Genomic DNA, 26,164 nt, shown 5'->3' on the forward strand with positions numbered 1-26,164 from the left:
CGTTTCTACGGATTAGGCGGTTTGGTCGGAGCGTTCTCGGCGACCGTCGAAATCGCTATCGCGCTTCCGCTCCACCTTTGATTGCGCCTTGTAGAGGAATGGCGATAGCCATTTCTATGATTTTGCGGTTTGGCCAGAGCATTTTCGGTGACCATTCGAAATCGCTATCGCGCTTCCGCTCCACCTGTGATTGTGCCTTGTAGAGGAATGGCGAGAGCCATTTCTATGATTTTGCGGTTTGGTCGGAGCATTCTCGGGTCCATTCGAAATCGCTGTCGCGCTTCCGCTCCACCTTTGATTACGCCTTGGAGAGGAATGGCGATAGCCTTTTCTATGGTTTTGCGGTTTGGCTAGAGCGTACTCGGTGATCATTCGAAATCGCTGTCGCGCTTCCGCTCCACCTTTAATTGCGTCTTGTAGAGGAATGGCGATAGCCATTTCTATGATTTTACGGTTTGGACAGAGCGTACTCGGTGATCATTCGAAATCGCTATCGCGCTTCCGCTCCACCTTTAATTGCGTCTCGTAGAGGAATGGCGAGAGCCATTTCTATGATTTTGCGGTTTGGTCAGAGTGTTCTCGGTGACCATTCGAAATCGCTATCGCGCTTCCGCTCCACCTGTGATTGTGCCTTGTAGAGGAATGGCGAGAGCCATTTCTATGATTTTGCGGTTTGGTCAGAGTGTTCTCGGTGACCATTCGAAATCGCTATCGCGCTTCCGCTCCACCTTTGATTACGTCTTGTAGAGGAATGGCGATAGCCATTTCTATGATTTTGCGGTTTGGTCAGAGTGTTCTCGGTGACCATTCGAAATCGCTATCGCGCTTCCGCTACACCTTTGATTGCACCTTGTAGAGGAATGGCGATAGCCATTTCTATGATTTTGCGGTTTGGACAGAGCGTACTCGGTGATCATTCGAAATCGCTGTCGCGCTTCCGCTCCACCTTTAATTGCGTCTCGTAGAGGAATGGCGAGAGCCATTTCTACGGATGCGCTTGGAGGAAATGGAGGTGCTGAAGCAACCTCCCCACATAGGATCCTCTGTGGATCTTTGACTTCTCCGTTCTATGTTGGAAAGGACTTTCCAACATGCCGCGATTGGGTCGACGGTTCCCTTTTGTCCTTCAGCCGCCGAGACGCCACATTTCTTCGTGCACCTTCGGGGAGTTGGCTTGGCCGCGAATCTCGGAGTAGCGGTCATTGCGATGCCGCCAAATCGATTTCAGTTTCTCGGGAAAGTTTTCGTCGCTTTTGAGAAAGGGTTTAAGGGGGATGCCGGTTGAAGAATAGAGGCAGGTAAAGAGCTCGCCTTCGGCTGAGACACGGGCGCGGGTGCAGTCGCCACAGAAGGGCGCACTGATGGACTCGATGAATCCCACGGTTCCTCGTCCGTCGGTGTATTCGTATTCGCGAGCAACCGCGCCAAAGGGAATCGGGAGGGGTTTGAGTGGGGACAATCCGGTGAGTTGATCGCGTAGTTCTGCTCCTGTGACGACTTCTTTCCGGTCCCAGTGATTTTGGGTGCCGACATCCATGAACTCGATGAAGCGTAGGGGAAATCCTCTGTCCCGTGCCATTCGGGCGAGGGGGAGGACCTCGGATTCGTTCCATACGCGTTGGACGACGGTGTTGAGTTTGACGCCCAATCCCTCGCTGCGAGCAGCCTCGGCGGCTTCGAGGACGTGTTCGGGATGGACTCGGCGCCCAGCCATGCGCTCGGCAACGGTAGGATCCAGAGCGTCGAGGCTAATGTTTACCCGGTTCAGGCCCGCCTTTTTGAGGTCTGGAGCCATGGAGGCGAGGCGCATGCCGTTGGTCGTGAGAGCGAGATCGAGGGAAGGGTCGAGATCCCGGAGTCTGGCAATCAAGTCGGGGAGGTTGGGGCGAAGGAGAGGCTCCCCTCCGGTCAGTCGGATCTTCTGCACTCCGAGGGAGAGAAAGGCTGAGGCGATTTCGGTCAGTTCGTCGAAGCTCAACAATTCGGAGAGGTTGCGGAATCGAAAGTCCTCGCCAAAAACTTCAGCGGGAAGGCAATAGCGGCAGCGCAGATTGCAGCGATCAATGACTGAGAGGCGGAGGTCCCGGAGAAGGCGGCCCCGCTGGTCGGCGACACTGGCGATTGGCGGTGTAGATTCCTGTGGAAGAGGGGCGCTCATGCGCCTTCCGTGGTCTTTGAGGAGTGGGAGTGGGCGCAGTGGCAGGCGGTCGGGTCGACCCATTCGTCGCTGCCGTCGGTGTAAAACTCGTGCTTCCAGATCGGAACGTGAGCCTTAATCTCGTCGACCGCGTGGCGGCAGGCTTCAAAGGCCTTGTCCCGGTGAGGCGCGCAGGCTCCGACCCAGATCGCGAGGTCGCCCGGGACGAGAGAGCCGATCCGGTGTTCTGCCCGGATTCCGGTGAGTGAATGTTGATCGAGAATCTCGTGGAGAATCTTCTCTCCGACCTTTAGCGCGAGGGCTTGGTAGGCCTCGTAGTCCAACCGGGTGACGCCGCGACCGAGGTGATGGTTGCGGACCCATCCTTCGAAGACGCAAAAGCCTCCTGCCTCTTGATTGAGCATGGGGCTGCGGAGGAGGTCGGGGCGAATCGGTTTCTCGGTCAGTGAAAAGAGCATCTCATCCTCCGGCCATGGGCGGCATAAAGGCGATGGTGTCGCCGTTGTGAATGGATTCGTCAGCGGGGCAAAGCGCTTCGTTGCGGGCAAATCGGAGACTCTGGATCTTGTAGGGAAAATCGAGCGTCTGAGCCCGTTCCCGAATCAAATCCGCGATCGTGGATGCCGCAGTGTTGACCTCTTCCTGATGGGTCCCCGCATCTTCCCGCAGGCGACCAAAATAGAGAATGGTGACCTGGCTCATGACGGTGAATTTGACGTAAGACCGTGGATACGTTCCAAGTCCTCGGGCGTGTTGGCGTTCTCCAGTGCCCGGGGGTGAGGAAGGTTGTGGAGGCTGACGCGTTCCCCTTGCTGGATGAGGAATTTGCGCGGACAGGGATGGTCTCCGGAGAGGCGCTCGGAAAGGAGAGGTGCCGCGGCCGGTTCGTAGATCGCGCAAAGCGGTTCCGGCAGTCCATCGAAATTGCTGAGGAAGGCGGTGGCCAGCTTGGTGGGATCGCGGTGACCGATGAGAGTTTGCAGGGTTGCGGGATCGAGGAGGGGAAGGTCGCAAGCGAGGACGAGCCAGGCGTGATCCGGGTTTCGGGCGAAGGCGTCCAGAATTCCGCCGAGGGGACCGCGTCCGGGAGCAGAATCGACGATCTTGGGATGGCGAGTAGGCTCCGATTCAGGGAGTTCCTGATCCTCGCGGATGGACAGGTAGGCATCCGAGCGGACCGTCTGCAGAAGGTTCCAGGTGCGCAGCCAGAGAGGGCCCTCAGGGGTCGAAAGCGAAGCTTTGTCACGGCCCATGCGCCGGCTCTTGCCGCCGACGAGGAGGAGTCCGCTGAGCGAGGGAGCGTCTGGGTGGGTCGTCACTTGTTCAATCGGTGTCATGAGAATTTTTATCAATGATCAGCATGGGTCCGGACGCCTCCGTCCGCTGGCCCCTCCGGATCATTCGATAACTCTAGTCTTAAGAAGCAGGTTCTTTGAGGAGCGCGGAATTTATTCCGCCCCGCCTGCCTCTCGGTCTTTTTGCGAGTGTCTACGAAGAGCGACCTCTCAAACGGAGCTGTTCCAACGGGGCGGAATGAATTCCGCGCTCCATTTGAGACCCATGATCCGGGTGATAAATTAATAGATTTGAGGATATCCTTCCTCCTTGTAGGTGAAGGGAGAGACGAACGATTGTGGGTGGCGAGGTTCTTCTCGACTGGATGAACTCTTAGGCGATCGGTATGGAAATTTGGGTGCAGCACACTCATCCTCGTTGAAAGTCGCTCTTGCCGCCAGTTTTGGAAACCAGGGAGATCTCTTCAATGACGATCTCGTGGCTGAGACTCTTGGTCATGTCGTAAAGGGTGAGGGCGGCGGTACTGACTCCGGTGAGCGCTTCCATCTCGACACCGGTTTTCGCCTCGGTGGCGACGGAGCAAAGAATCGAGATGCGCTGGGTTGCCGGGTCCGGCTCGATCTGGATCTTGCACCGTTCGAGGGGAAGAGTGTGGCAGAAAGGGATGAGCTCCGCGGTTTTCTTGGCTCCCATGATCCCCCCGATGCGGGCGACGTCGGCGATGGCCCCTTTCGAGGTTTGAAAATCATTCTGGCTGAGGATTTCCCACGCTTCGTCCGGATAGCGAACCCAGGCTTGGGCTTGTGCTTCGCGGCGGGTGACGGTTTTCGCAGAGACGTCCACCATGCGGGCTTGGCCTTGCGAATTGAGATGAGTGAGTGACTGGGTCATCGTTGCCAGAGTTGGTAAGAGAAGGAAGTGAGTGGCGCAGTGTTGCCGGATTGGGCCGGAATTTCAAGAAAGCCTGCGCTGTTGGCCAGGCGGGCATAGTCGCCGGAATTGTTGGTCGGTTGGAGGCGCGCCTTGCCCTCGGGGGTGAACTGAAAGGGGAGGAATCGGGTTAAATCCGGATGGGGAGGAACGGTGTCGGTGGTCTCAACCGTGGGCCGGGAAGGATTCGCAGCTCCGGCGCAAGCGAGCAAGAAGGGAATGACGTAGCGATGGGTTGCGATGAGAGTCGAAACCGGATTGCCGGGAAGTCCGAAAATTGCAGTTCGGTTGCGCTTGGTCCAGAACCCCATCGGTTTGCCGGGGCGTTGGGAGACTCCGTGGAAGATGCGCTGCCCCTGCTGATCGAGCGCTTCCGGAATCCGATCCCGTTTGCCACGGGAGACTGCGCCGGAAATGATGACGAGATCGTTCTCGGCAATCGCACAGGCTAGGATTTGTTCCTGGGTGCGGATGTCGTCAGAGAGGTGGGAAACGAGTCCGGCCGGGAAGCCTGCGGAGGCCAGAGCGTTCTCGATGACGTAAAGATTCGAGCGGCGGATTTGAGTCGGCCCAGGGCTCGCCTGCACGGGAACGAGCTCATCGCCGGTTCCAAAAATAGCGATACGGGGCAACTGGCTGCAGAGTGGTTCGGCGTAGCCACAGGAGGCCGCAATTCCCACCTCGACCGGACCGAGGAGACTGCCGGCGGAAAGGAGCGGTGTGCCCTTGGGATAGTCGGAGGCTTGCCGATGCACGCCATCCTCCGGGGAGAGGGGGGCGCTTTCCTCGAACCGGAACTGGTTGTCTCCGAGGGACGTCGTCGATTCGTAGGGGATGACCGCGTCCGCGCCCGGAGGTAGGGAGGAGCCAGTCATAATTTCGAGAGCGGAAAGGCGGGGAGCCGGAAGGGGCGCAGTGTCTTCTCCGGCATGGATGCGGGCGGCAATGGTGAAAATGGCACCCGGCTCGGCCTCGGCAGCTCGCACGGCATACCCGTCTAGCATGCATCGATCAAATGGGGGCAGGTCTCGGTCGGCGCGAACCTCTTCGCGGAGAACTCGACCCGCCGCCTTCTCCAAGGGGCAGCGGACGGAAGGTGCCGGGTGGACGTGGCTCTGCAAAAGACGGTCGGCTTCCGAAACGGGAATTTTGGAGCTCATGAAGTTAGTCGGTTGGCGGATAGAATTTCGAGAGATTGCGAGCCCAAGCTTAACCGCCCGGATTGGAGAATCCGGCAGCGAAGGCCTCCCCGATTTTTGAGCCACTCAAAGGCTCCTGGCGCCACCGCTTCATCCATCCAGAAACAGGGAGCACACTCCTCACTGCCCGAAAATTCGACCTCGCCGAGGCGAAACTGCTTTCCGACTAGAGCGTTGAGATCGATTCCTTGGAGGAGGACATTGCGCCGGAGGAGGGCTCCTTCGATGTCAGGCAGTTTCAGTTCCCGGGCCAGCTGCTCAAGAACGGCAGCGTCAAAAAAGGTAATCTGTCCTTTGAAGTCGGGTTTGTGATTGTAGTAGCGATCCCCGACCAGTCCCTTGCCTGCGTGACATTCGATCTCCGGCACGGATATGATCCCGTTGTGGAGACGTTCCTGACCGTAGCGTCCCTTGAAATCGTGCCCCGGCGAGAGCCAGATTTTTTGGATTTCAACGGGAATGTGCGAGTGAGAAGAAGGCATCGGAGAGTTGGTGAGAAAAAGGCGGGCGCGAAGAAGTGTCTCTTCCGCGCCCACCTGAGCATCGAACAACGAATCGAAGGGATATGCAAATCAGAGTGGATTTTCGAGAGAACTCAAAAACGATCCACCTCCGGTGCGCCTACACCCGACTATGGTGGCAGCCATTTCGGCGGATTCCTTCCCTAGCCTCGGAGAGGAATGGCGATAGCCATTTCTACGGTAAGGCGGTTTTGCCGGAGCATTCTCGGCGACCACTCGAAATCGCTATCGCGCTTCCGCTCCACCTTTGATTGCGTCTTGGAGAGGAATGGCGATAGCCATTTCTATGATTTTTCGATTTGGTCGCAGCATTCTCGGCGACCATTCGAAATCGCGATCGCGCTTCCGCTACACCTTTGATTGCGCCTTGTAGAGGAATGGCGATAGCCATTTCTACGGTAAGGCGGTTTGGCCGGAGCATTCTCGGTGACCATTCGAAATCGCTATCGCGCTTCCGCTCCACCTTTGATTACGTCTTGTAGAGGAATGGCGATAGCCATTTCTACGGTAAGGCGGTTTGGCCGGAGCATTCTCGGTGACCATTCGAAATCGCTATCGCGCTTCCGCTACACCTTTGATTGCGCCTTGTAGAGGAATGGCGATAGCCATTTCTACGGTAAGGCGGTTTGGCCGGAGCATTCTCGGTGACCATTCGAAATCGCTGTCGCGCTTCCGCTCCACTTTTGATTACGCCTTGGAGAGGAATGGCGATAGCCATTTCTACGGTAAGGCGGTTTGGCCGGAGCATTCTCGGTGACCATTCGAAATCGCTATCGCGCTTCCGCTCCACTTTTGATTACGCCTTGGAGAGGAATGGCGATAGCCATTTCTACGGATTAGGCGGTTTGGTCGGAGCATTCTCGGCGACCATTCGAAATCGCTATCGCGCTTCCGTTCCACCTTTGATTGCGCCTTGGAGAGGAATGGCGATAGCCATTTCTATGATTAGGCGGTTTGGTCAGAGCATTCTCGGGGCCATTCGAAATCGCTGTCGCGCTTCCGCTCCACCTTTGATTGCGCCTTGGAGAGGAACGGCGAGAGCCGTTTCTACCGCATACGCCGCTCAGGTTCCGGACTAGACCTCCACCACGGCCCAGGAGTCGGTCACCGAAACGGGAAAAGTCTCGACCGAAGGATCGGGATCTTCGGCGGAGATCGCTTCCTCTTGGGCTTCGCCGTTCTCGTCTTCCCGATACACGGTGTAGGATTTCACCCGGCACCGATGCGGGTTGAAGAGGCTGCGGCCGGTCGTGATGTCAAACTCCCAGCCGTGCCACGGGCAGCGAACGACTTGGCCATCCATCCCGTAGGCAAACTCGCCGACCTTCCCAGGCAGGGTCGTACCACCGACGTGTCCTTGGCAAAGGGGAGCGAGTTGATGCGGGCATTGATTGCGGATGGCGTGCAAGCGTCCCTGCACGTTGTAGACGCCGATGGATCGCCCTTCGACTTCGACGATGCGGTGTTCGCCGGGAGGGAGCTCGGAAACGGGAAAGAGACGATGTTTCGTGCGGGGCATCAGTTTGTGGGGGTTGCGGAATTGGCGGCCTCCTCGGACACGGTACTTTCCTGCGGGGGAAGACCGTAGAGCTCGGCGGCGTTGTCATAGAAGATCCGCTTGCGGGCGGCTTCGTCGAGCTTGCGGGGAAGGACGAAGCGCGGATCGTCGCCGTCCCAGTGCGGATAGTCGCTGGAGAACATCAGGGTTTCCTCTGCGTGGATCATGTCGAAAATCTGAAGCAAGTGCTCAGGTTTTTCCGGTTCCTCGATCGGTTGGGTCGTGAGGCGGACATGACGCCGGATCAGTTCGCTGGGCGGTTCGGTGAGCCAAGGGGTCAACTCGCGCAGCGCCTTCCAGTTCTTGTCGAGGCGCCAGAGGAGGTGCGGGAGCCAAGCAATTCCGCCTTCGATAGCGACGAACTTCAGTTCCGGAAATTGATTGAACACTCCTTCAATCGCCAGAGAGGCGATTTGTCCCATGTAGTTCTGAGAGAGGCTGGTGTGCCATTCAAAATAGCTGGAGGGCATGCCCGCATAGGGACGGTTGCTGATCCCATTGCCTTCCGCGCCGGGGTGGACGGCGACGGGGAGTCCCATCTCGCAGGCCGCTTCGTAGATCGGCCAATATTGTTCGCGGCCCAGGGGAGATTCTGAGGCCGAGGTCATGATGATTTCGCGGAACTCGGGTCGTCCACCGAGGCGACGAATCTCCCGAGCGGCGGCTTCGGGCCAATTCGGGGCCACGAGGATGGCGCCGACGTAGCGAGGATCAAAGCTGAGCCAGCTCTCGAGCATGTAGTCGTTGTAGGCGCTGCAGAGAGCGGCCGCATATCGATAGTCGGCGGAGACACCAGCCGCGAGGAGCCCGGCAGGGTGGAGGATCCCGTAGCGGATCTGATTGGGAACGAAATGGTGCTCCAGGGTGTAGGCGGGGTCCGAGCACGCCTCGCCACCACCGGGAGGCGTGGCATCGCGGCGGTTCACTCCGTGGGGATTGCCGAAGCCGTTCCCTCCCGGGAGAGCCAGACCCCGGGCGGCCAACGCCTTGGGCATGTGAGCCAGCACTTCTTTCTTGTCTGGAGAGTGGTGGACGTCGGTATCGATGATGGGCAGAGTTTGTTCTTTCATGAGACGGGCGATAGGGAGGTTTCGTGGGGGATCGATTGGGATTGCGGGCGTTGTCGGTCGAGAAAGGGGAGGAGTCGTTTGGATTCCGCCAGGAGGGCGTCGATGACCGACTGGCGCTCAGAGGATGAAGGGGATGAATCCCCCGGAAAGCTGGCCCCCAGTGAACCTTTGAGGGCATTGTTTCGATTAAATAGAGGGACCGCGACGCGATGGGGGTCTCGATCGTGGATGTCGACGAACCCGACCTCCCGAACTTTCGCGATGGCGCTCTCAAGCTTTTGCGCGGATCCCCAATAGCCGGCGCCGTACATCGCGAATGGATAAAGAGTTTCGCATTGTTTGCGGGGATGGCTCGGCCAAAAGGCCAAATGACACAGACTCGATGCCGAAGTATAGGGTGGGAGCCAGGTGCGGGATCCGCGAATGACGACATTTTTCCGCGAGGGCTCAATGAGTCGATCGCACAGCACGTCAACGCCCTCCGCCTCCGCGGTGATGAATCTCCATTGAGGATGTTCTTCGGCCAGTTTGAGCAAACTCTCGTCGATCGCCGCCCCACTTCCGAAAGCAGTCCCCCGGTTCAAGGCTTCGACCGAAGCTCCGAGCCCATACCGGATCGGTCGGGTATGGGTTTTCTCCAAATATCCCCGGTCAGCTAGTGTGCGGGCCAGGTTGAAGAGAGTGGTATTCTTGAGGCGGGTCCGCTCGGAGAGTTCCTGTAACGTCATCCCCGCCGGCGAAGTCGCAATGGACTCAAGAATGTCCAGAGCCCGGTGGAGTGATTGCACGCTTTGTGATTGAGCCATGAGATAAACATGGGCGAAATGATGAAAATCGGCAATTCAGAAAATAGATTCATCTATTATGAATGTATTCCTATAGTGATGCGCCCCAAACGTACCACAGGCAGCCTGCCTGTGATTCCCGCGAAGTAATTGTCGCAAAAGAAGAGGGTGATTGAGATCTCCAACGACGTTTAGAAAAGAATATCTCCTCCTTGCATCGAGATGTTGTTCTCGAGCAGCCACAGATGGAGATCTGTCGCCCAAACGTATTGGAAGGCGGGATTGGAGACCGGATCCAAGAAGGGTCCAAGGTGAAAACACCCGATGGTCCGCTGCCGGAAGGAAGCCGACCCCGAGAAGGGGGCGACCTCGCCGGGAAGAAAGTACTTCTTACTTCCTTTACGGTTCGCTTCTTCCCGGAGAGGCGGAGAGGAACGGCGAGGGCCGTTTCTACAAAAAGATCCTCTGTTGAGTGTTTTGGGATGGGATCGGCGCTTGGAGGGTTTTCTTAAGGGCTCCTGTAGACGTGTAACGCTCCCGCGAGGATCGGTTTGGCCCACTCGGGTGCATCCGGACGCACGGATCCGACAATTCTCTTCTGGTCCACCTGGAGAAGAAGTTTTGGGACGGGAGTTTCGCCAGCCTTGGGGTCGGTCTCTTGGGAATTGTCGAAAAGACGGAGGCTGTACAAATGGGGGAGGAGTTGAATGAGGTTCCGGCGGCTGCTGTTCCAGCGCGTGCGTATGGCGGCTTCGGGAATATCGTGCCCGCCATGGGTAACCCGTTTTTTCACGCGTGCCAAATTCTGTTCCACGGAGGCGAGGCCGACATACCAGATCTTCACCTTCAACCCTTCTTGAGCGGCTTGCGTGAGCAGTTGAGTTATCGTCGTCCCGCCCAAGGTGGTTTCAAAGGCATAGGTCTCTCGCCGTTCGATGGCCTTCTCGAGCATTTCTTTGCCGAGGGTCCAGGCGTGCCCGTTGGCGAGGGCCTGGCTCAGGTTTGGATGAATCTTTCGCAGTGTTTTGGCGGCGGCATCGGGATTGTAGTATTCGACGCCATGGGCAACGAGGTTGGCGCCGCCGATACTGCTTTTTCCGGAACCATTGACCCCGGCTAAAACGAAGATCGTCGGGTTGGGCATCAGTCCTTCTTCGCGGCTTCAGCGAGGGCCGATTTTCCAAGTTCGGTCGGGGAGGCCTCGAATGCATCATCGTAGGCCTGTCGGGCAGACTCGGTTTGCATGCCGGCAAAGCGGGTGTCGTAGTCCTTACGGAGAACTTCCAAGGGGTCCCGGGCGGCGAGCTCGGCGATCATTTGGTCGTAAAGTTGGGCTGAGAGGAGAATCGCTTCCCGCTTCCGGTTGCGGGTAATGCTCACCGCTCCCGCATCGAGCGCCAACTCGTACACCCCCTTGAAGGCGTTCTTGAGCTGAGAAGCCGAGGAGGTCGGCAGATCTTGGGAAGGGTGGAGCGCGTGAAGATTGTAGGTCGAGGCCATAATGGCAAATATTGCCATATTTGCTTGAAAGTCAATGATTGGGGGCGTGGGGGCGGAGGGCGTGGGCGCTTTGCCGGGAAAAATGGGAGCTTCCAGCTCCCGCGTGCTGCCTCACCGGAGTGCTGCCTCGCTGGGAAGAAAGTATTTCATCCTTCCTCTACGGGGTGCGCTTCCTTCCGGAGATGGGGAGAGGAGCGGCGAGAGCCGTTTCTGGGATCTTCCGAAAAGCTCGGTCCCGTCTGGGCGAATTTCTTCTTCGCCGGGAAAAAATCAAAGTAGTGGGAGCTTCCGTGCTTCGCTTTACAGTTTCGGAGGACAGGTCCAGCAATCCGGGAATTGCGGATTGGAAGGGTGGGGATCCAATCATCCAAACAGCCCTTCATCCGGATCTTCCGACTCTAGGCTTCGATGATATTCGAGAATCGCGGTAAGTGGGTCGGTGGAACGAATAATCTCCTCGGATAAGCGGATTGGCGGGAACGGCGGCTCGTTGGAATTTTCAGGAGTATTCTGAATTTTCTGCCACTCTTGTACATCCGCGAAGAGACGGTGATACCGAGTTTGCCAACTACGGGCTTCACGCTGGGCTTGGCCCACCCAGGCGATCAGATCGAGTCGATCAACGGTTCTCAGTCGGGTTTCGGCTTCGGGGAGGTCCAGATAGACTCCGGTCAATACGCGGTGCCAGATCGCGAAATAGACCGGATAGAGCTTTCCTTCGTTTTCTTTTCTCGTGATGGAGATCCAGCAAGACTCCTCGACGATGCCGGTTGCGACGGGGGATTCATCCAGGACAGAGCCGATTGAAAAATTTCGTAGTAGACTCCCAAATTTCTTGGTCTGGATCTCGGCGATGGAATGCTTTCCATCCGGTAGATGGAGAGGCTCGGGAAGGTGAATGGTATCGTAAAGGCCCATTGATGAGGGAGAAATTAGAACAGTGTATTTTTGTTCATGCTTGGTCCTTCTGTCAAATGAGAGTGGTCTGTCATGCGAGCGGGATTCTGGTTTCAATCCGCGCCCCCGTGAAGGGGGCGACCGCACGCGTTGCACCGCGGCTAACGGTATTGCCTGTTTCAATCCGCGCCCCCGTGAAGGGGGCGACCTTTTCGCCTAATGAGGAGGATGTCACTGTTGAGTTTCAATCCGCGCCCCCGTGAAGGGGGCGACCTTATGCTTTTCCCGCTTGGGTAAAAGCAATGCTTGTTTCAATCCGCGCCCCCGTGAAGGGGGCGACACCGGAGAGCGCATTTCGATTTATCCAAATGACCGTTTCAATCCGCGCCCCCGTGAAGGGGGCGACATTTCCGGATCGTGCCCAAGGGCCCACACAAGGGTTTCAATCCGCGCCCCCGTGAAGGGGGCGACGCAATCGGCCACCGTCAACGGCAAGAGCTACACGTTTCAATCCGCGCCCCCGTGAAGGGGGCGACGTTTGTGGGTTTATGCGATAACCTTGACAGATCGTTTCAATCCGCGCACCCGCAAGGGGTGCGACAGCTTTTAAGTTTCAAGTTGGTTTTTCGGGCTTTGCGAGAGGGAAATGCGAGAACCTCGTTTTTCAGTATAGTATTTCTGTCAAAGAGCGCAGGGTGGATGGGATGCCACGAATCTGCGAGCTTGAGGTTCGCGGAGTGGCCTCTTTTTCACTGCCTGAGAATATGGAGGTTTCTTTAGTGCAGATCTGTGGGGCTCTCAATTCCGAAAAGTTGTGCTCGCTTGGGTATCGTTTTAAGCTCGGTAGGAGGCAGTTGCGACCGTGGCTTCGCTATTCTCGGAGGGTAAGGATGAATAGTCGCAATGCTTCTTACTCGTACCACAGGCAGCCTGCCTGTGATTCCCGCGAAGGAGCGGCCCTAAAGAGGTGTATTGAGAGAGCCTTCGACGATGCCTGGATCCCATTCGCGGCTGGCTCTCTCGCCGAAATTCCCTCTAATAGGGCGTATGAAAAATTGGGAAATCTCTGTTTTCGGTCGTAGGGTTTTGGGGCTTTTCGGGGTTCTGACTTTGTTGGGACTCGGGGGCTGTGTGACGACCACCGAGGTCGATGACGGCGATGGCATTGTCATGGAAGAAGAGCCTCCGCTGGTGGATCAGGTGAAAGTGGAGAACTGAGACCGGGGAAGGGGCACGCGGTTCTCTTGTGGGCACGGCTTCAGCCTTGCCCAGGTAGCGGCATGGCTCGCTCCTATTTCTTGAGAAGAGCTTGTCGTCGAACGGGTTTCTTTTCGAGGTGTGTGTGTGCATGCTGATGGAGGGCGCTGAAGCAACCCTCCTCCTGTGGGGCACGGCTTCAGCCTTGCCCAGGTCGAGGCATGGCTCGCTCCTATTTCTTGGGAAGAGCTTGTCGTCGAACGGGTTTCTTTTCGAGGTGTGTGTGTGCATGCTGATGGAGGGCGCTGAAGCAACCCTCCTCCTGTGGGGCACGGCTTCAGCCTTGCCCAGGTCGAGGCATGGCTCGCTCCTATTTCTTGGGAAGAGCTTGTCGTCGAACGGTTTTCTTTTCGAGGTGTGTGTGTGCATGCTGATGGAGGGCGCTGAAGCAACCCTCCTACAGTGGGGCATGGCCTTCAGCCTTGCCCGGGTAGCGGCATGGCTCGTTCCTGTTTCTTGGGAAGAGCTTGTCGTCGAACAGTTTTCTTTTCGGGGCGTGTGGGTGCATGCTGATGGAGGGCGCTGAAGCAACCCTCCTCCTGTGGGGCACGGCTTCAGCCTTGCCCAGGTCGAGGCATGGCTCGCTCCTATTTCTTGGGAAGAGCTTGTCGTCGAACGGGTTTCTTTTCGAGGTGTGTGGGTGCATGCTGATGGAGGGTGCTGAAGCAACCCTCCTACAGTGGGGCACGGCTTCAGCCTTGCCCAGGTCGAGGCATGGCTCGCTCCTGTTTCTTGGGAAGAGCTTGTCGTCGAACGGTTTTCTTTTCGGGGCGTGCGGGTGCATGCTGATGGAGGGCGCTGAAGCAACCCTCCTCCAGTGGGGCATGGCCTTCAGCCTTGCCCGGGTAGCGGCATGGCTCGCTCCTGTTTCTTGGGAAGAGCTTGTCGTCGAACGGTTTTCTTTTCGGGGCGTGCGGGTGCATGCTGATGGAGGGCGCTGAAGCAGTCGAACGGTTTTCTTTTCGGGGCGTGCGGGTGCATGCTGATGGAGGGCGCTGAAGCAACCCTCCTCCAGTGGGGCATGGCCTTCAGCCTTGCCCAGGTCGAGGCATGGCTCGTTCCTGTTTCTTGGGAAGAGCTTGTCGTCGAACGGTTTTCTTTTCGGGGCGTGCGGGTGCATGCTGATGGAGGGCGCTGAAGCAACCCTCCTACAGTGGGGCATGGCCTTCAGCCTTGCCCGGGTAGCGGCATGGCTCGTTCCTGTTTCTTGGGAAGAGCTTGTCGTCGAACAGTTTTCTTTTCGGGGCGTGTGGGTGCATGCTGATGGAGGGCGCTGAAGCAACCCTCCTCCTTGGGGGAATGGCTTTCAGTCTTGCCCAGTGAGTTGGCTCGCAGACTCCCTCTCCTTGCGGCCATCTGGCAAAATGGTTCTTCTTGCGATGAGCTGTGGGTGCTGAAGCCGCCCACACAGGGGAGTGTTTGAGCACGAAAAAGCCCGGGACCTTGCGGGCCCGGGCTTCCGGAGAGGGGTAGTGCTTTTTCTGGATCCCTCTCCGTGGTGCTTACAAAAGCGGTCGAATTCTACAGTGGTGAGCGAGAATCAAGAGACCGCTTCAAAATTGGAATCCGGGAGGGAAGGTGCCGATCGGTCGGATTAATGCCCGATCGGCACCGTTTCCCGGAAGCTCTCTTTCGATCTCCCCGTCTCAGAAGGAACGGGACTGGACGGGAAGACAGGTGAACGAGAACCATGCTTTCATTACAGATAGGATTGAGATTTGAAGTAAGTTGAAAGTGAGACTCAGTGTCAATAGGTTTTTTTGGAAAAGTTTTGGGGGGACGTTGAGAGGTTTTGACGTTGGGACGTTCAGGCGTTCAGAGGTTCAGAGGTTCAGAGGTTCAGAGGTTGAGAGGTTGAGAGGTTGAGAGGTTCAGAGGTTGAGAGGTTTTTAGGTTTTTCGGCTGGGGTGGGTTCTTTTCTCCTAAAACATTCTTGCGAAGAATTGGGGAATCCGGCTCCTTGGAACGTTTGGTATTCTCGCCTAATGTTTCGTTCTATCGCCGGATCTCTCAGTCAGTCGAAGCTCGCTGATCGCTTAAAGCAGTGGGCTTCTACCTTTGCGCGCGAAGAGGACGACTTGGAGCCCCTTCGCTACATAACGGATGAGGAGGAGGAGAGTGCGGAGCCCCCCGTGGCGGAGCGGCAAGCGGATGCGGTCGAAGAGGCGGTGCCGGAGCCGGTGGACCCCGCCAAAGAACGGGAGGCTTTCTGGTCGACCGAATGGGAGCGCATTGAGGAGTGGAACGCCGAGCTGGCGGAGCGGATTGCCCGCCGGGAGCAGCGGAAGACCGATCACGCGAAATGGATGAGCGAATGCCTGGAGCGCGTGGCCGAGGCCTTGCAAGCGCCAGCGGTCCCGGATCCGGAAACCGCAGAAGAGGCGGAGCAGACCGAGGCAGCCCCTGAGGTGGATCCGGCGGAAGTGGTGGCAACCTCGACTCCCGAACCTCTCCCCGAGCCGGTGGAAGGGTATCACTCCGGCGATGTGGATGGTTACTCCATCCCTTCGGTGGAGTTTCTCCGGGCGGCGAACGATTATTCCGATGCGGGGATGTCCGACGAGGAGCTGGAGGAGCAGCAGGCGAGCTTGCAGCAGACTTTTGATAACTTCTCGATCGACGCCATCGTCTGCGATGCCACGGTGGGACCACGGGTGACGCAATACCGGGTGAAGCCGGGTTACGGCGTCCGGGTTGAAACGATTTCGAATTTGGAGAACAACATCGCCCTGGCGATGAAGGCCAATGCCGTCCGTATTCAGGCACCGATTCCCGGGGAGCCTTACGTGGGGGTAGAAGCGCCGAATCCGCGGAGCCGCACGATTACGCTGAAGGAGGCGCTGCTTTCCGAAACCTGGAAAAGCAGCACGGCCAATCTACCGATTGCCCTCGGGATGGACATTACGGGGCAGTTTCAACTTTGCGATCTGGCGAAAGCTCCGCACTTGCTCATCGCCGGTGCGACCGGAAGTGGTAAATCGGTCTGTATCAATAACATCATTCTCTCGCTGCTCTATCGCTTTGAGCCGGGAGAGTTGGAGCTGGTGCTGGTGGACCCGAAGCGGGTGGAGATGGCCATGTACAAAGATCTCCCGCACCTGATTCATCCAGTGGTCGGCGATCCCAAACAGGCCTGCCAGGCCTTGAAGTGGTTGGTGCGGGAAATGGAATCCCGCTACGAAACCCTCGCCGAGCGGCGGGTGCGCAATCTTGCCGGCTACAACGAGAAGGCCCGCAAGGAAGGATTTGCTCCTTTGCCCTACATCGTCCTCATCATCGACGAGATGGCCGATCTGATGATGACCGCCAAGGAGGACGTGGAGACCCCGCTGGCCCGATTGGCCCAGATGTCGCGCGCGGTTGGGATCCATACGATTCTTGCGACCCAGCGGCCGAGTGTGAATGTCATCACCGGGGTCATTAAAGCCAACTTTCCGACGCGCGTGGCTTTCCAGGTATCCTCGCAAATCGACAGCCGGACGATCCTTGATGGCAAGGGTGCAGAAGCGCTGCAGGGAAAAGGGGATATGCTCTACACTCCTCCGGGACAGTCCCGCTTGCGGCGTTTGCAAAGCCCCTTCGTCGACGACGACGAGATCAACAAGATCACCGATTTCATTCGCGAACAGGCTCCTCCGCGCTACCGGGTGGAACTCATCGCCGAGGATGCCCCCGGAGGTGGAGAGTTTGCCGCCGAAGGCGAAGAGGGAGGCGATCCTCTCTTGATGGACGCGTTGGCGATCGTTGCCACAACCGGGAAGGCGAGCACCAGCTTCCTCCAGCGGAAGTTGAAAATCGGCTACAATCGGGCAGCGACCCTGGTCGAGGAGCTCGAAGTGCGCGGGCACATCGGTCCGCAGGTCGGGAGTTCGCCCCGCGAAGTCTTTGTCACTCCGAGTGAGCTCCCACGCTGATGAAGGTTCCGAGCACCATTGAAGAGCTGCTGGAGCTGATCCAGACCCAGGGAGTCGATGCCGTGGCTCGCCGTTTTCGGAAGCCTCCGGTTCCCACGAAGCTCCTTTTGGCGCTGAGCCAGTCGAATCCTCCCGAGGAAGGATGGATTTTTCTGACCTCCTACGCTCTGACGCCGAGTAGCCTGCTCGAAGAAATCGGAGCCCAGTCCGCCGACTATCCGGCATCGGTATTGGTCCCGTTGACACAGAATCCGCGGACGCCTCCGAGCACTCTTTCCGCCTTGGTCCGTCATGAAGATCCGGAGGTGAAGGCGGCTGCGGGGAGTAATCCGAATCTGCCCCAGCGCGATATCGAGGCGCTCCTCGAAGAGAAAATTCCGGAGGTCTTGCGGACACTCGCTTCGAATCCCTCGCTGAAATTCCGGGCCCAGGCGATTCTGGCCGCGCAAGGGGATGCCTCGGTGCGCCTCGAGCTGGTGAACAATAAAAACCTGCATCCGGATCTGTTGGTGGCCCTGTCGGCGGATCCGAGTCCGCTGGTCCGGCACACGCTAGCCTCCTCTGCCAAAGTGGATGACGAGATCTTGCTCTTCTGGGCCGACAGTGATCGCGAGGAAATCCAGCACGCTCTCATCAGCCGCGGTACCCTTTCGAAAGAGGTCTGGCGCTCGTTGATTCTCTCGCCGCATGAATCTGTGCGGAAGGCCGTGCGCGAGACGCGCAAGCTCGACGAGGTGGAAGTTCTTCATCTCAGCCGTTCGGAGGCCTACGAAGACCGCGAGTTTGTGGCGCTGCGCAAAAAGGTCGCCCCGGGGATTCAGCACGAGTTGGCCCATGATACGGAAACCGATATCCGGATCGCCCTCGCAGGAAACCGCTGCATCGAGCCGGAGGTGGCCGAGTTTCTGGTCACCGGGGAGGACATTGAGGCCTGCCTCGCTCTTCTCGAGAATCCGGACATGCCGCCGGGGCTCTTCCTCGAACTGGCTTGGATGAATCAGCCGAGCGTCACAGCGGCCCTCGCCCGCAACAAGAAGACTCCCGAGGAAGTCCTCCAGTATCTGACCAACGAAAAACTTTCGGCCGTGGCCTTGGCTTACCTCGCGATCAGCCGCCGTCCGGCGACCTGGTTGCGTTCCGAGCTGGCCCACGCCCTGGCCCGGCACGAATTGCCATCCTTCCGGGCTCTGGCTGCGAGTTCTCTTCACCTCTCAGAGCAGGCTCGCAATCGACTCCGCGACGATCCCTCGGCGCGGGTGAGTAAGATGGCGCTGGCCTATCCGGCAGAGGAGACGCCCACCAGTGCGCCGCTGCCGACCGATGCTCTCCAGAATTGCCTGAATGAACTCTCGGCGATCATCTCGGGCGCTTTTGCCATCGTGCCCGACGCCAAAGACGAAGAGGATCGCCCGACGGACCCCAAAATTGAGGAGGCGGACTCGGAAGAGCTTGCCGCCTCGGAAACTTTAGAAACAAGAACCTCTGATTAACCACTAAAACGATTATGGCCAAGAAGACCTCAAAACCGATCTCGTTGGATCGCAATGACATCATCCTCGGTGCCGACGCGGAGACGATTCGCGCAGCCCTCGAGGCCCGTGAGCAGATCGACGTGTTGCTGAACGAACGCGCGGAAGCCTACCGCAAGATCTCCGAACTCGAAGACCAGGTGGACGACCTCCTCGGCGACGATTCGGAATTCCCCTTCCCGGAACCCGAGCTGCCCGTTGCCAGCTTTGGCAATAAGCCGAAGACAGCCCGCAAGCGCGCACCCGCACCGAAACCTCCGGCACCCTCGAAATCGTCGGATGATTCGGAATCCGTTCCCGCGCTGAAGCCCGCTGCCTCTCCGAAGGCAGCGGACGATCAGAGCGCCGAATCCGCAGACAAATCGAAGTCTGCCGAGAACTCTTCGGAAGATTCGAAGGAGTCCTAAGCAGGACTGAAGTGGGTTTTCGCCCATGGATATAAGCACGCAACAGCGCATCGAACTTGAGCACCTCCTGCTCCAGCGGGAGGGGGCGTACGCGCGTGTGCACCAGGCGGAAGCCGAAATTCATAAAATCTTCGGGGAGGAGTTTCCGCTGCCGCCTCCGCCCGAAGACGTGGCCACCGGACCGGTCACGAAAAAGAAAACCCGCAAGAAGCGGGTGGCCGCGAAGAAAAAAGCCGTGCCCAAGATCCGCACCCTCGACCCGGACGAGAGTGCCTACCGCATCATCTTCCTCCAGGAGGGCAGCGAAGTCGAGGAAGTCCACACGGATCGCAAAGCGATCCAAAACCTCTTCAAGACCGGCGCCGCCGATGAGGCTGTGGTCCGAATCGAAACCCTCGATGCCTCTGGATCGACGGTGGAGCGCATCTACGAGCGAGAAGAGGGGTAGTTGTCCGATTCCCAGGGACGGCGGGGCTGCGCGCCACGCTCATCCGCCTCACTGCAATCGAGTCCCCAGTTTTCCGCGTATAGAGCGCGGACCGCGGATTTCAATCCGCCCCGTTGGAAGAGCCGCGTGGGAGAGGAGATTTTGCCGCGGAAAAGCGCAAAGAGTCAGATAAGAGAAGAGGGGAGGGCAGAGATCCGTCTCTGCCGCGTCATTGGAAACCGAGTGCTGACCTCTTTCGGCTTTTGCCCGAGAAAGTTGCCCATCGGGATTACTCCCAGGCTGTATCGACTTCGAGCGCGCGGTAGAAGCGGGACTTGTCGAGAAGGGGAAGCGATTGAGTCTCCGGAGGTCCATCGTCGAGCCACTGGACGGACCAGCCCGACGCGTAGATGGCGGGGAGAACGGTTTCCCAGATCATTAGATCTTCCGAGAACTGGATGTAATATTTCCCGCCGGGCTTTGCGTTGAAATCGATCAGGATGGAGCCGCCCGGGAGGGGAGTGATTGAGGTGATCTTAAAGGGCTCCGGGTTCGAACGGGTGAGCCGGGCTCCGGCTGCGTCGAGAATGCTGGATGGGACCTGGGATTCGTTGGAGATGAAGAAATTCAGGTCGTAGGTCATTCGGGTGGGATATTTCACCCCGTCAAAGGTGTAGGGGCAGATGTCGAAAAATTGGTAGTCCCCGAAGTAGTTTTCCGTGTAGTGGATATCGCCGAAGGTCCGGCATCCGCCCGTATCGCTACCGTAGGAAATCTTCAGGTCGGTGAGAAGGCTGAGGACGTCCTGCATCTCGTTGGCGAGGGCGACCGGCTGGAAGATGCTTCCGCCGAGCGGACCTTGGCCAAAGTCGATGTAGCCGGGAGGGTTGTCGAAGGAGACATTGTTGCGAAGGGTGATGTAGCGGCTTCCGCCATCGGTGTAAAAAATGTTGCCACCCCCGTCGGGACGCTTGTTGCTGGCGACGTTGCCCTCGATGAGCATCCCGTTGGCGAGGTCAGGGCCTTGGCGGCCGAGGGTGTAGATGGCTCCGCCGTCCCAGACCGTTTCGATGAAGTTCTCGATGCGATTGTTCATCACGCGGTTTCCTCGGTTGGCGGTGAGGGTGGTGAAGGTGCCCCACTGGCCCGGGCAGGCGTTGGGGGCGCCGACATAGGTCGAGCCGTCGAAGGGGTCCAAAAGTCCCCAGCCCCAGCCGAGTGCGATGGCCGACCAAGGAGTGTGGGTGATGGTGTTCTCGAGGATGGAGGTCCGCTCGGTGAAACCGACAAAGATCCCGGCGGCATCGACGTAATCTTTCCCGGTGTGGGTGATCAGGTTGTTGGAGACCGCGTTGTCGCTCGTGTATCCGGCCGCATTCTCCGGGCGGGCATCGAGCTTCTGCACGCCGCCAATCTGGATCGCCGCGGAGGAGATGTCGGTGAAGATGTTGCTGTCGACGGTGTTGTTCTGGCTGCCGCGGCCGAAGTCGAGGGCCACGCCGCCGAGATGGGCAAAGATGCTGTTGCGGAATTCGATGTCGTGGGCGTAGCGGAAACTAAGGTTTCCCGGCGTGCGCGTGACGGTCTCCACATGTCCGCTGAAGTTCGTCGGGTTGGAATCGCCGGTGACGTGGAATCCGCTCTGGTCGCAGATGTAGCCTTCGCCGTTCTGGCTCGGTCCGAGCCAGGTCGAGTAGGAAAAGGTGAGGTTCTCTATGCGGACATTGGCGACCGGAGAAAGATCGGAACCATGCCCTTGTATCAACGTCTCGATGACTGGAAGTTCGGCATCGATCGTGGCGATATCTTCGCCGACGCGGGGAATGTAATAGATCACGTCGGCGGTTTCATCCAGATACCACTCGCCGGGTTCGTTGAGGAACTGATAGGCGTTTTCGAAATAGGTCACTTCGAAGAAGCTCCACATTCCCGGTTGCCCGACATCGCTCGGATCGTCTCCCTTACCCTTCGTGCTGTCGCCGGCGTTGCGGAACATATTGGCGTTCCACCAGCCGGGAGTCTGCATCTTGATGAGCTTGCTGTTGTCGTTGAGAATGCCCGGGTCCTCGGTGACTTCATCAATCAGACAACGCATGGACTTCCACTGGGTGATGATGACGGCCTCGATCTGGCTTTGATTGGTCCAGGTCGTCGGGTCGCGCCAAGCTTCCGGATTGAGGGGATCGACGATGTATTCGATGCCTCCTCCACCGGTCACCGGAACCGTCCGGTCCGGGTTGCCGCAGGTCGGATCGGGGAGGTGGTCGGGTTGAAACTTGGGGACAAAGCTGGCAGGGTAGTCGATGGTTCGCGCCCGCACGGTCCGCTGTTCGTTGACGAAGAACTGGCGGGATTGAACGCCGTCTGGAACCGCGGCGCCGTAGATGCCGAGGTCCGAATCCACCAGAGTCCAACCGTCGACCGGAATGGAGCCGACAATCACCGGGATCTCATCGGTGACGGCCCGGTAGACGACGTCGAATCCGTTCTGGCCGGAGTCAGCGTCTGTGAGGATCAGAGGACTCGCGAGGCGATAGACGCCGCCGTAGAGATTGACGTGGAGGTCCTGCGACTGGGTGGGGAGGAGATCGCGGACCGCGAGCTTCGCGCGTTCCAGAGTGAGAAAGGGTTCGGACTCCGAGCCGGGATTGCTGTCGTCTCCGAGGGGAGAAACCCAGAAATCGGCGGCTAACGGCGACGGGCTGACCACGGCGAGTACGGAAGAGACCAGAAATGCGAAGGACCGACAACAGAACATCAGATCCATAAGAGTGTCTAAACCGGGTTATTATTCCAGATAATTTGGAAATATCTGGCCACGAAAAGGCACATAGAGGTCCACGGAGGGTGGGGCTGAGGGAGCGGGAGATGAGTGGCCGCCTGGATTTCTCATGGTGGTGAAAGCTTTCGTGCTTGAGTAGCACAGGCAGCTTGCCTGTGGATTTGCGCAGCAGCTTAGCCACGAAAATGCACGAAGATTCACAAAAAGGGAAGGGACGTGGGGCGCAGGGCGTGAATGGCACTAGTTTAAGAGGTTTTATGGAATGGGAACCTCCCCACCCCCGACATAGTCGGGAGTCTTCCCCTCCTACTCGTAGGAGGGGAGTCAGAAAATTACAAAAAGACTCCTCCCCTGCTACAGGGGAGGGGGATCCCGCGGACGCGGGATGGAGGGGTTCCTCTTCAAAAGTCGCCAATATCAAAATTTCCCCGCTAAAACCCTTAAACTAGTGCCACTCGGGCGCAGGGCGAGGGAGGTGGGGGGACGGCTTCGCCGGGACTCCCCAAAGTAGTGGGAGCTTTCGTGCTTCGCTTTGCCGCTTCGCAGAACAAGTCCAGCTCCCGCATCGCTTCGGAATGGGGGAGGGCAGAACTCCGTCTCAGCGGTTTTGGAAGGAGAGGTGGCGAACGTCCAACGCTGAACTTGGCCCGTCCAACTTTTGACGTTCGCTCTCGGGCATTTTCTGAAAAGGGCAGTTGCCTGATTTTTTCGGACAACGTATCAAGATGAGTGTGTTTGTAAGGGGAAAGTCTCGTCACCGATTTTTGATCCGAATGCTTTGTCTGCCAACGCTGGTCGCGCTGAGTGGTTCGGGGTGCAAGAGTCAGTCGCAGGAGGACTACCGTCCTGCGTGGGTTCGCCAGTCAGAAGCGCAATTTTCCGGCAAATCTTTTTCGGAACTGGCGACGGGGCAATCTTCACAGAGGTCCGGGGGTGCCGGAAACTCTTCTCCGAAACCGAGTTCGCCGCGAGCGGAACCGAGATCCATGCCTACGCCGGCAGGCGTGCAGTGGGGGGAAACGCGCGTTATGGTTGAGGTCGAGGAGTGACCCCGGGGTGTCCTGGTTATTTTTGGAAACATTGAGCTGACTTGAGTTCCGGCGATGGATGAGTGTTGATTCCTGATCACCTCGGGGGCGGGAGTTTTTGCCATCAAGAGGTAAAAAACACAAAAGGGAGAGGGATCTGGTTTGGAAATTTTGCAGCATCCAGACGTGAGGCGGATAACCGTTAGGGTGTGAAGTTGGACCGCGGCCCCGTAGACGCGGGATTCGCTCTGGGGTGGGATGTTTGTTCACCACAGAAAGCACAAAAGACACAAGAAGGGGATGTTTCGGGGAGCGGGTCTCAGGGCGCGGGGCGTGGGGGCGGCTTTGCGGGGGCTCCTCATGGTAGCGGGCCGCGCATCGAGGAGGAACGGGGACGGGCAGGGCTCCGACTCTACCGCGTCTTCGAATCTTCGGGAGATTCGCATCGGTGTTCTTAACATTTTTTATTCTCGTATTCTTTGACAAATCTTGGTTTTGTATATACAAAATGTGTATATGAAAACGAAAATTTTTAAAAGTGGGAATTCGAAAGCTGTGAGGATTCCTGCATCGATCCAACTTTCTGGCCCGGAGGTGGAGATCGTTGATCTTGGCGCGGACGGCGTCTTGCTGAAGGAGTTGGCGCAAACCCGGGACCCGTGGGATCTGTTTCGCGAGGGCTTGGCTGAACTGGGAGGCGAATGGCCGGAACGTGCTCAGGAAAAGGACCAGAAGAGGCCCGAATGGTGAAATACCTCCTCGACACCAATGTCCTTATCGAGTGTCTGCGTCGAAACCCGAAGATGGTCGAGACAGTCATGGCCAAGGGGAAAGGACATGATCTCGCGATTTCTGCGGTGACCTACGGAGAGCTATTGGTAGGCATCCACAAGAACGATACTCCTCGTCGGAGAGCGGCTCTGAGCAAAGTGTTGGCACCGATGCAGATTCTCGCGTTTGATGACCATGCCGCCGCTGAATTCGCCAAGATCAAATCAGCCTTGGAAAGAACTGGCGAGGGGATCGGCTCCTACGATATGCAGATTGCCGGACACGCGATCAGCGCTGGTCGTCGTCTCGTGACGCACAACGGCGATGAATTCGCACGCGTCAAGCAGCTGAAGTGGGAAGACTGGGAAAACGGTTAGAACGTGAACCTCAGGGCGAGGGGCGCGGGGGCGGCTTCGCCGGGATCTCCAAGGTGGTGGGATCTGAGTAGCGCAGGCAGCTTGCCTGTGAATCTGTGCGGGAACTTGGCCACGAAAAGGCACAAGAATCCACAAAACGAGGAGATGCCCAGTTAGGGGATTTTGTAGCATCCCGCCTGCCTGTCCGCCATAGCCTCGTGCGAAGGCTGGGTGAGGCGGATGATCGTTAGATCTTCGCGAAGGTTGCGTTTGCTCCCAGCTGCACTCTACTCTCCTTAGATAAACCGTGGAGGAGAATAGAAGCATCTGGAACGCAGTGACCCGGGACGGAACCGTCTTACTCGGGTTGAGTGGACTCATCTTGATGTTTTGTGGAGCCTTCGCTCTCTTTCTCTCGTTCTCCGGCGAATTCCTGCCCCATGACGCTGACGCAATCGGTTTTACAGCGGATGGGCTGTGGGTTTTATCCCCCAATCTCGTGGATTTTATGCTGCACGACCGGGCAGCTTTCGGGGGAGTCTTACTCGCGATCGGTGCCCTCTATGTTTGGCTAGCGGCCTATCCATTGGCCAACGGGCAAGCTTGGGCATGGAAGACCTTCTGCATTTCCGGTGTTCTCGGCTTCGGCAGCTTCCTCCTCTATCTCGGCTACGGCTACCTCGACATCTGGCATGGGATTGCGACCCTGTTCCTCCTCATCGTCTTCGTCAGTGGACTGTTTCTCAGCCGAAAGGTGGTCCGGAAATCCGACTCTCTCCGATGGTTCCCAACTCTTGCCGAACTGAAGCCGAATTACCGAAAAGGATTATCCACTCTCTGCTTCTATTTCTATGCCTTCGGCCTGATCAGCGCCGGGATCGTCATCAGCATTGTCGGCATCACCACGATCTTTGTCCCGTCGGACATTGAGTTCATCGAGCTGTGTGGAGCGGATGTTGCTGCGATCTCGGATTCCCTGCTAGGCGTCATCGCCCATGATCGAGCAGGATTCGGCGGAGCCTTACTTACAATCGGAGTTACCGTATGGCTCATTCTTTCGAACGCGAAGTTTTCCAAGAGCCTTTGGCAAACTCTCCTTGTGTCCGGTATAATGGGATTTGTCCCGGCAATCGGAATTCACTTTTACATTGGGTACACCGACTTTTTGCATGTTCTGCCAGCTTTCATTGGTGCCTTTGTCTTTGGGGGCGCCATATTTCTTTCTAGAAACTCGACTCCAACCTCCGCTCCAACGGGGTGAACCTTTGCCGAAACAATATAGCGTGTCGCCGTTTGAGCCTGCGAGAATCTTAATCTTTTGCGTTTGAACCCCGTGGTCTGTCTGGTGTTCCGTTGGGGAGAGGTTGGGGAGACGTTGGGAAGTTAGTAGGTTGAGACGTTTTGAGGTTTTTGGGTGGGAGAAAGATGGCGAACGTTAACCTTTCAACTTTAAACCTCGAACTGTCCAATCCTGATTTAAAGTTGTCAGTATAGTTTTGGTTATTGTTTGCGTTGTAAGAGGATTAATTAAGGGAGACATTCGCCCCCATGGGGGCGGGGCGGCGATGGACTCGCTCCGGGTAGTTCATTTCCAGAGCACGGTGTGGACGGATCGTATTGAAGCACTCGATAGCGTGCTCTACCATCTTTGCTGCCATCGCTTTTGACGGGAGTTTTCTCCCGAGTCCGTATTCCTGCTTAAGTATGCCGTTGAGCCGTTCGGCCTGTGAGTTTTCGTAGCAATGATTCACTTCGGTCATACTCACCGAGATACCGCGG

26 protein-coding genes and 1 CRISPR repeat array are annotated in these 26,164 nt (G+C 57.6%); of the genes, 10 read left to right on the forward strand and 16 right to left on the reverse strand.

The features are described from left to right. Positions 1–1,126 precede the first annotated feature (1,126 nt). The 13 genes from moaA to H5P30_RS19340 form a co-directional block, all read right to left on the reverse strand. The gene (gene moaA / locus H5P30_RS19280) at positions 1,127–2,158 is read right to left on the reverse strand and encodes a GTP 3',8-cyclase MoaA (protein ID WP_185694548.1); all 1,032 of its coding nucleotides are present in this window, start codon (positions 2,156–2,158) and stop codon (positions 1,127–1,129) included. After that, positions 2,155–2,616, reverse strand: coding sequence for a molybdenum cofactor biosynthesis protein MoaE (locus H5P30_RS19285; protein WP_185694549.1), 462 nt, complete (start codon positions 2,614–2,616; stop codon positions 2,155–2,157). The genes moaA and H5P30_RS19285 overlap by 4 nt, the downstream gene beginning before the upstream one ends. Before the next feature lies 1 nt (position 2,617). Continuing rightward, complete coding sequence (locus tag H5P30_RS19290; protein ID WP_185694550.1) at positions 2,618–2,860, reverse strand: MoaD/ThiS family protein; 243 nt, start codon at positions 2,858–2,860, stop codon at positions 2,618–2,620. Beyond that, positions 2,857–3,495 (reverse strand): NTP transferase domain-containing protein, encoded by a 639-nt coding sequence (locus H5P30_RS19295; protein WP_185694551.1) that lies wholly within the window; start codon positions 3,493–3,495, stop codon positions 2,857–2,859. Before H5P30_RS19295 ends, H5P30_RS19290 begins: the two co-directional genes overlap by 4 nt. 367 nt (positions 3,496–3,862) lie before the next feature. Beyond that, positions 3,863–4,345: a cyclic pyranopterin monophosphate synthase MoaC gene (gene moaC / locus H5P30_RS19300; protein ID WP_185694552.1), complete on the reverse strand. Its 483-nt coding sequence runs from the start codon at positions 4,343–4,345 to the stop codon at positions 3,863–3,865. After that, positions 4,342–5,544 carry a molybdopterin molybdotransferase MoeA gene (locus H5P30_RS19305; protein WP_185694553.1) on the reverse strand — a complete coding sequence of 401 codons (1,203 nt, stop codon included), beginning with the start codon at positions 5,542–5,544 and terminating at the stop codon, positions 4,342–4,344. Before H5P30_RS19305 ends, moaC begins: the two co-directional genes overlap by 4 nt. Continuing rightward, positions 5,541–6,065 carry an MOSC domain-containing protein gene (locus H5P30_RS19310; protein ID WP_185694554.1) on the reverse strand — a complete coding sequence of 175 codons (525 nt, stop codon included), beginning with the start codon at positions 6,063–6,065 and terminating at the stop codon, positions 5,541–5,543. The genes H5P30_RS19305 and H5P30_RS19310 overlap by 4 nt, the downstream gene beginning before the upstream one ends. A 1,114-nt stretch (positions 6,066–7,179) precedes the next feature. Continuing rightward, positions 7,180–7,623, reverse strand: a complete 444-nt coding sequence (locus tag H5P30_RS19315; protein WP_185694555.1) for a Rieske (2Fe-2S) protein — start codon at positions 7,621–7,623, stop codon at positions 7,180–7,182. Further along, on the reverse strand, positions 7,623–8,732 hold the full coding sequence (locus tag H5P30_RS19320) for an amidohydrolase family protein (RefSeq protein WP_185694556.1): 1,110 nt from the start codon (positions 8,730–8,732) through the stop codon (positions 7,623–7,625). Before H5P30_RS19320 ends, H5P30_RS19315 begins: the two co-directional genes overlap by 1 nt. Further along, the gene (locus H5P30_RS19325; RefSeq protein WP_185694557.1) at positions 8,729–9,538 is read right to left on the reverse strand and encodes a helix-turn-helix domain-containing protein; all 810 of its coding nucleotides are present in this window, start codon (positions 9,536–9,538) and stop codon (positions 8,729–8,731) included. Before H5P30_RS19325 ends, H5P30_RS19320 begins: the two co-directional genes overlap by 4 nt. 487 nt (positions 9,539–10,025) lie before the next feature. Further along, complete coding sequence (locus H5P30_RS19330; RefSeq protein WP_185694558.1) at positions 10,026–10,661, reverse strand: ATPase; 636 nt, start codon at positions 10,659–10,661, stop codon at positions 10,026–10,028. Continuing rightward, positions 10,661–11,035, reverse strand: a complete 375-nt coding sequence (locus H5P30_RS19335; protein WP_185694559.1) for a hypothetical protein — start codon at positions 11,033–11,035, stop codon at positions 10,661–10,663. Before H5P30_RS19335 ends, H5P30_RS19330 begins: the two co-directional genes overlap by 1 nt. A 345-nt stretch (positions 11,036–11,380) precedes the next feature. Then, entirely contained in the window at positions 11,381–11,935 is a 555-nt protein-coding gene (locus H5P30_RS19340; RefSeq protein WP_185694560.1) for a hypothetical protein, read from the reverse strand. A gap of 89 nt (positions 11,936–12,024) precedes the next feature. Then, positions 12,025–12,515: direct repeats of the CRISPR family, unit length 32 nt; unit sequence GTTTCAATCCGCGCCCCCGTGAAGGGGGCGAC. 446 nt (positions 12,516–12,961) lie between these two features. On the opposite strand from H5P30_RS19340, the gene H5P30_RS19345 reads away from it, so the two are divergent. After that, positions 12,962–13,132, forward strand: a complete 171-nt coding sequence (locus H5P30_RS19345) for a hypothetical protein (RefSeq protein ID WP_185694561.1) — start codon at positions 12,962–12,964, stop codon at positions 13,130–13,132. Positions 13,133–13,568: 436 nt separating this feature from the next. Here the strand turns inward: H5P30_RS19345 and H5P30_RS19350 are convergent, their stop codons facing one another. Next, complete coding sequence (locus H5P30_RS19350; RefSeq protein ID WP_185694562.1) at positions 13,569–13,955, reverse strand: hypothetical protein; 387 nt, start codon at positions 13,953–13,955, stop codon at positions 13,569–13,571. Between the two features lie 4 nt (positions 13,956–13,959). On the opposite strand from H5P30_RS19350, the gene H5P30_RS19355 reads away from it, so the two are divergent. From H5P30_RS19355 to H5P30_RS19380, 6 genes are all read left to right on the forward strand, one after another. Continuing rightward, positions 13,960–14,112, forward strand: a complete 153-nt coding sequence (locus tag H5P30_RS19355; protein ID WP_185694563.1) for a hypothetical protein — start codon at positions 13,960–13,962, stop codon at positions 14,110–14,112. A 44-nt stretch (positions 14,113–14,156) separates the two neighbouring features. Further along, complete coding sequence (locus tag H5P30_RS19360) at positions 14,157–14,309, forward strand: hypothetical protein (protein WP_185694564.1); 153 nt, start codon at positions 14,157–14,159, stop codon at positions 14,307–14,309. An 847-nt stretch (positions 14,310–15,156) separates the two neighbouring features. Beyond that, positions 15,157–17,085, forward strand: coding sequence for a DNA translocase FtsK (locus tag H5P30_RS19365; protein ID WP_221774417.1), 1,929 nt, complete (start codon positions 15,157–15,159; stop codon positions 17,083–17,085). After that, complete coding sequence (locus H5P30_RS19370) at positions 17,085–18,575, forward strand: hypothetical protein (RefSeq protein ID WP_185694565.1); 1,491 nt, start codon at positions 17,085–17,087, stop codon at positions 18,573–18,575. The genes H5P30_RS19365 and H5P30_RS19370 overlap by 1 nt, the downstream gene beginning before the upstream one ends. 14 nt (positions 18,576–18,589) lie before the next feature. Further along, positions 18,590–19,021 (forward strand): hypothetical protein, encoded by a 432-nt coding sequence (locus tag H5P30_RS19375; protein ID WP_185694566.1) that lies wholly within the window; start codon positions 18,590–18,592, stop codon positions 19,019–19,021. Between the two features lie 25 nt (positions 19,022–19,046). Beyond that, positions 19,047–19,469 (forward strand): hypothetical protein, encoded by a 423-nt coding sequence (locus H5P30_RS19380; protein ID WP_185694567.1) that lies wholly within the window; start codon positions 19,047–19,049, stop codon positions 19,467–19,469. A 268-nt stretch (positions 19,470–19,737) separates the two neighbouring features. Here H5P30_RS19380 and H5P30_RS19385 read toward each other — a convergent pair whose 3' ends face one another. Then, positions 19,738–22,215, reverse strand: coding sequence for a right-handed parallel beta-helix repeat-containing protein (locus tag H5P30_RS19385; RefSeq protein WP_185694568.1), 2,478 nt, complete (start codon positions 22,213–22,215; stop codon positions 19,738–19,740). 1,559 nt (positions 22,216–23,774) lie between these two features. On the opposite strand from H5P30_RS19385, the gene H5P30_RS19390 reads away from it, so the two are divergent. The 3 genes from H5P30_RS19390 (at position 23,775) to H5P30_RS19400 (ending at position 25,646) form a co-directional block, all read left to right on the forward strand. Then, positions 23,775–24,008, forward strand: coding sequence for an antitoxin (locus H5P30_RS19390; protein WP_185694569.1), 234 nt, complete (start codon positions 23,775–23,777; stop codon positions 24,006–24,008). Then, the gene (locus H5P30_RS19395) at positions 24,002–24,406 is read left to right on the forward strand and encodes a type II toxin-antitoxin system VapC family toxin (RefSeq protein WP_185694570.1); all 405 of its coding nucleotides are present in this window, start codon (positions 24,002–24,004) and stop codon (positions 24,404–24,406) included. Before H5P30_RS19390 ends, H5P30_RS19395 begins: the two co-directional genes overlap by 7 nt. A 286-nt stretch (positions 24,407–24,692) precedes the next feature. Then, positions 24,693–25,646, forward strand: coding sequence for a hypothetical protein (locus tag H5P30_RS19400; protein WP_185694571.1), 954 nt, complete (start codon positions 24,693–24,695; stop codon positions 25,644–25,646). A 262-nt stretch (positions 25,647–25,908) separates the two neighbouring features. Here H5P30_RS19400 and H5P30_RS19405 read toward each other — a convergent pair. Further along, positions 25,909–26,164 (reverse strand): integrase core domain-containing protein (locus H5P30_RS19405; RefSeq protein ID WP_185694572.1); only part of this gene is annotated, 256 nt, incomplete at its 5' end.

Origin of the sequence: Puniceicoccus vermicola, from assembly GCF_014230055.1 — a bacterium.
Taxonomy (GTDB): Bacteria; Verrucomicrobiota; Verrucomicrobiia; order Opitutales; family Puniceicoccaceae; genus Puniceicoccus; species Puniceicoccus vermicola.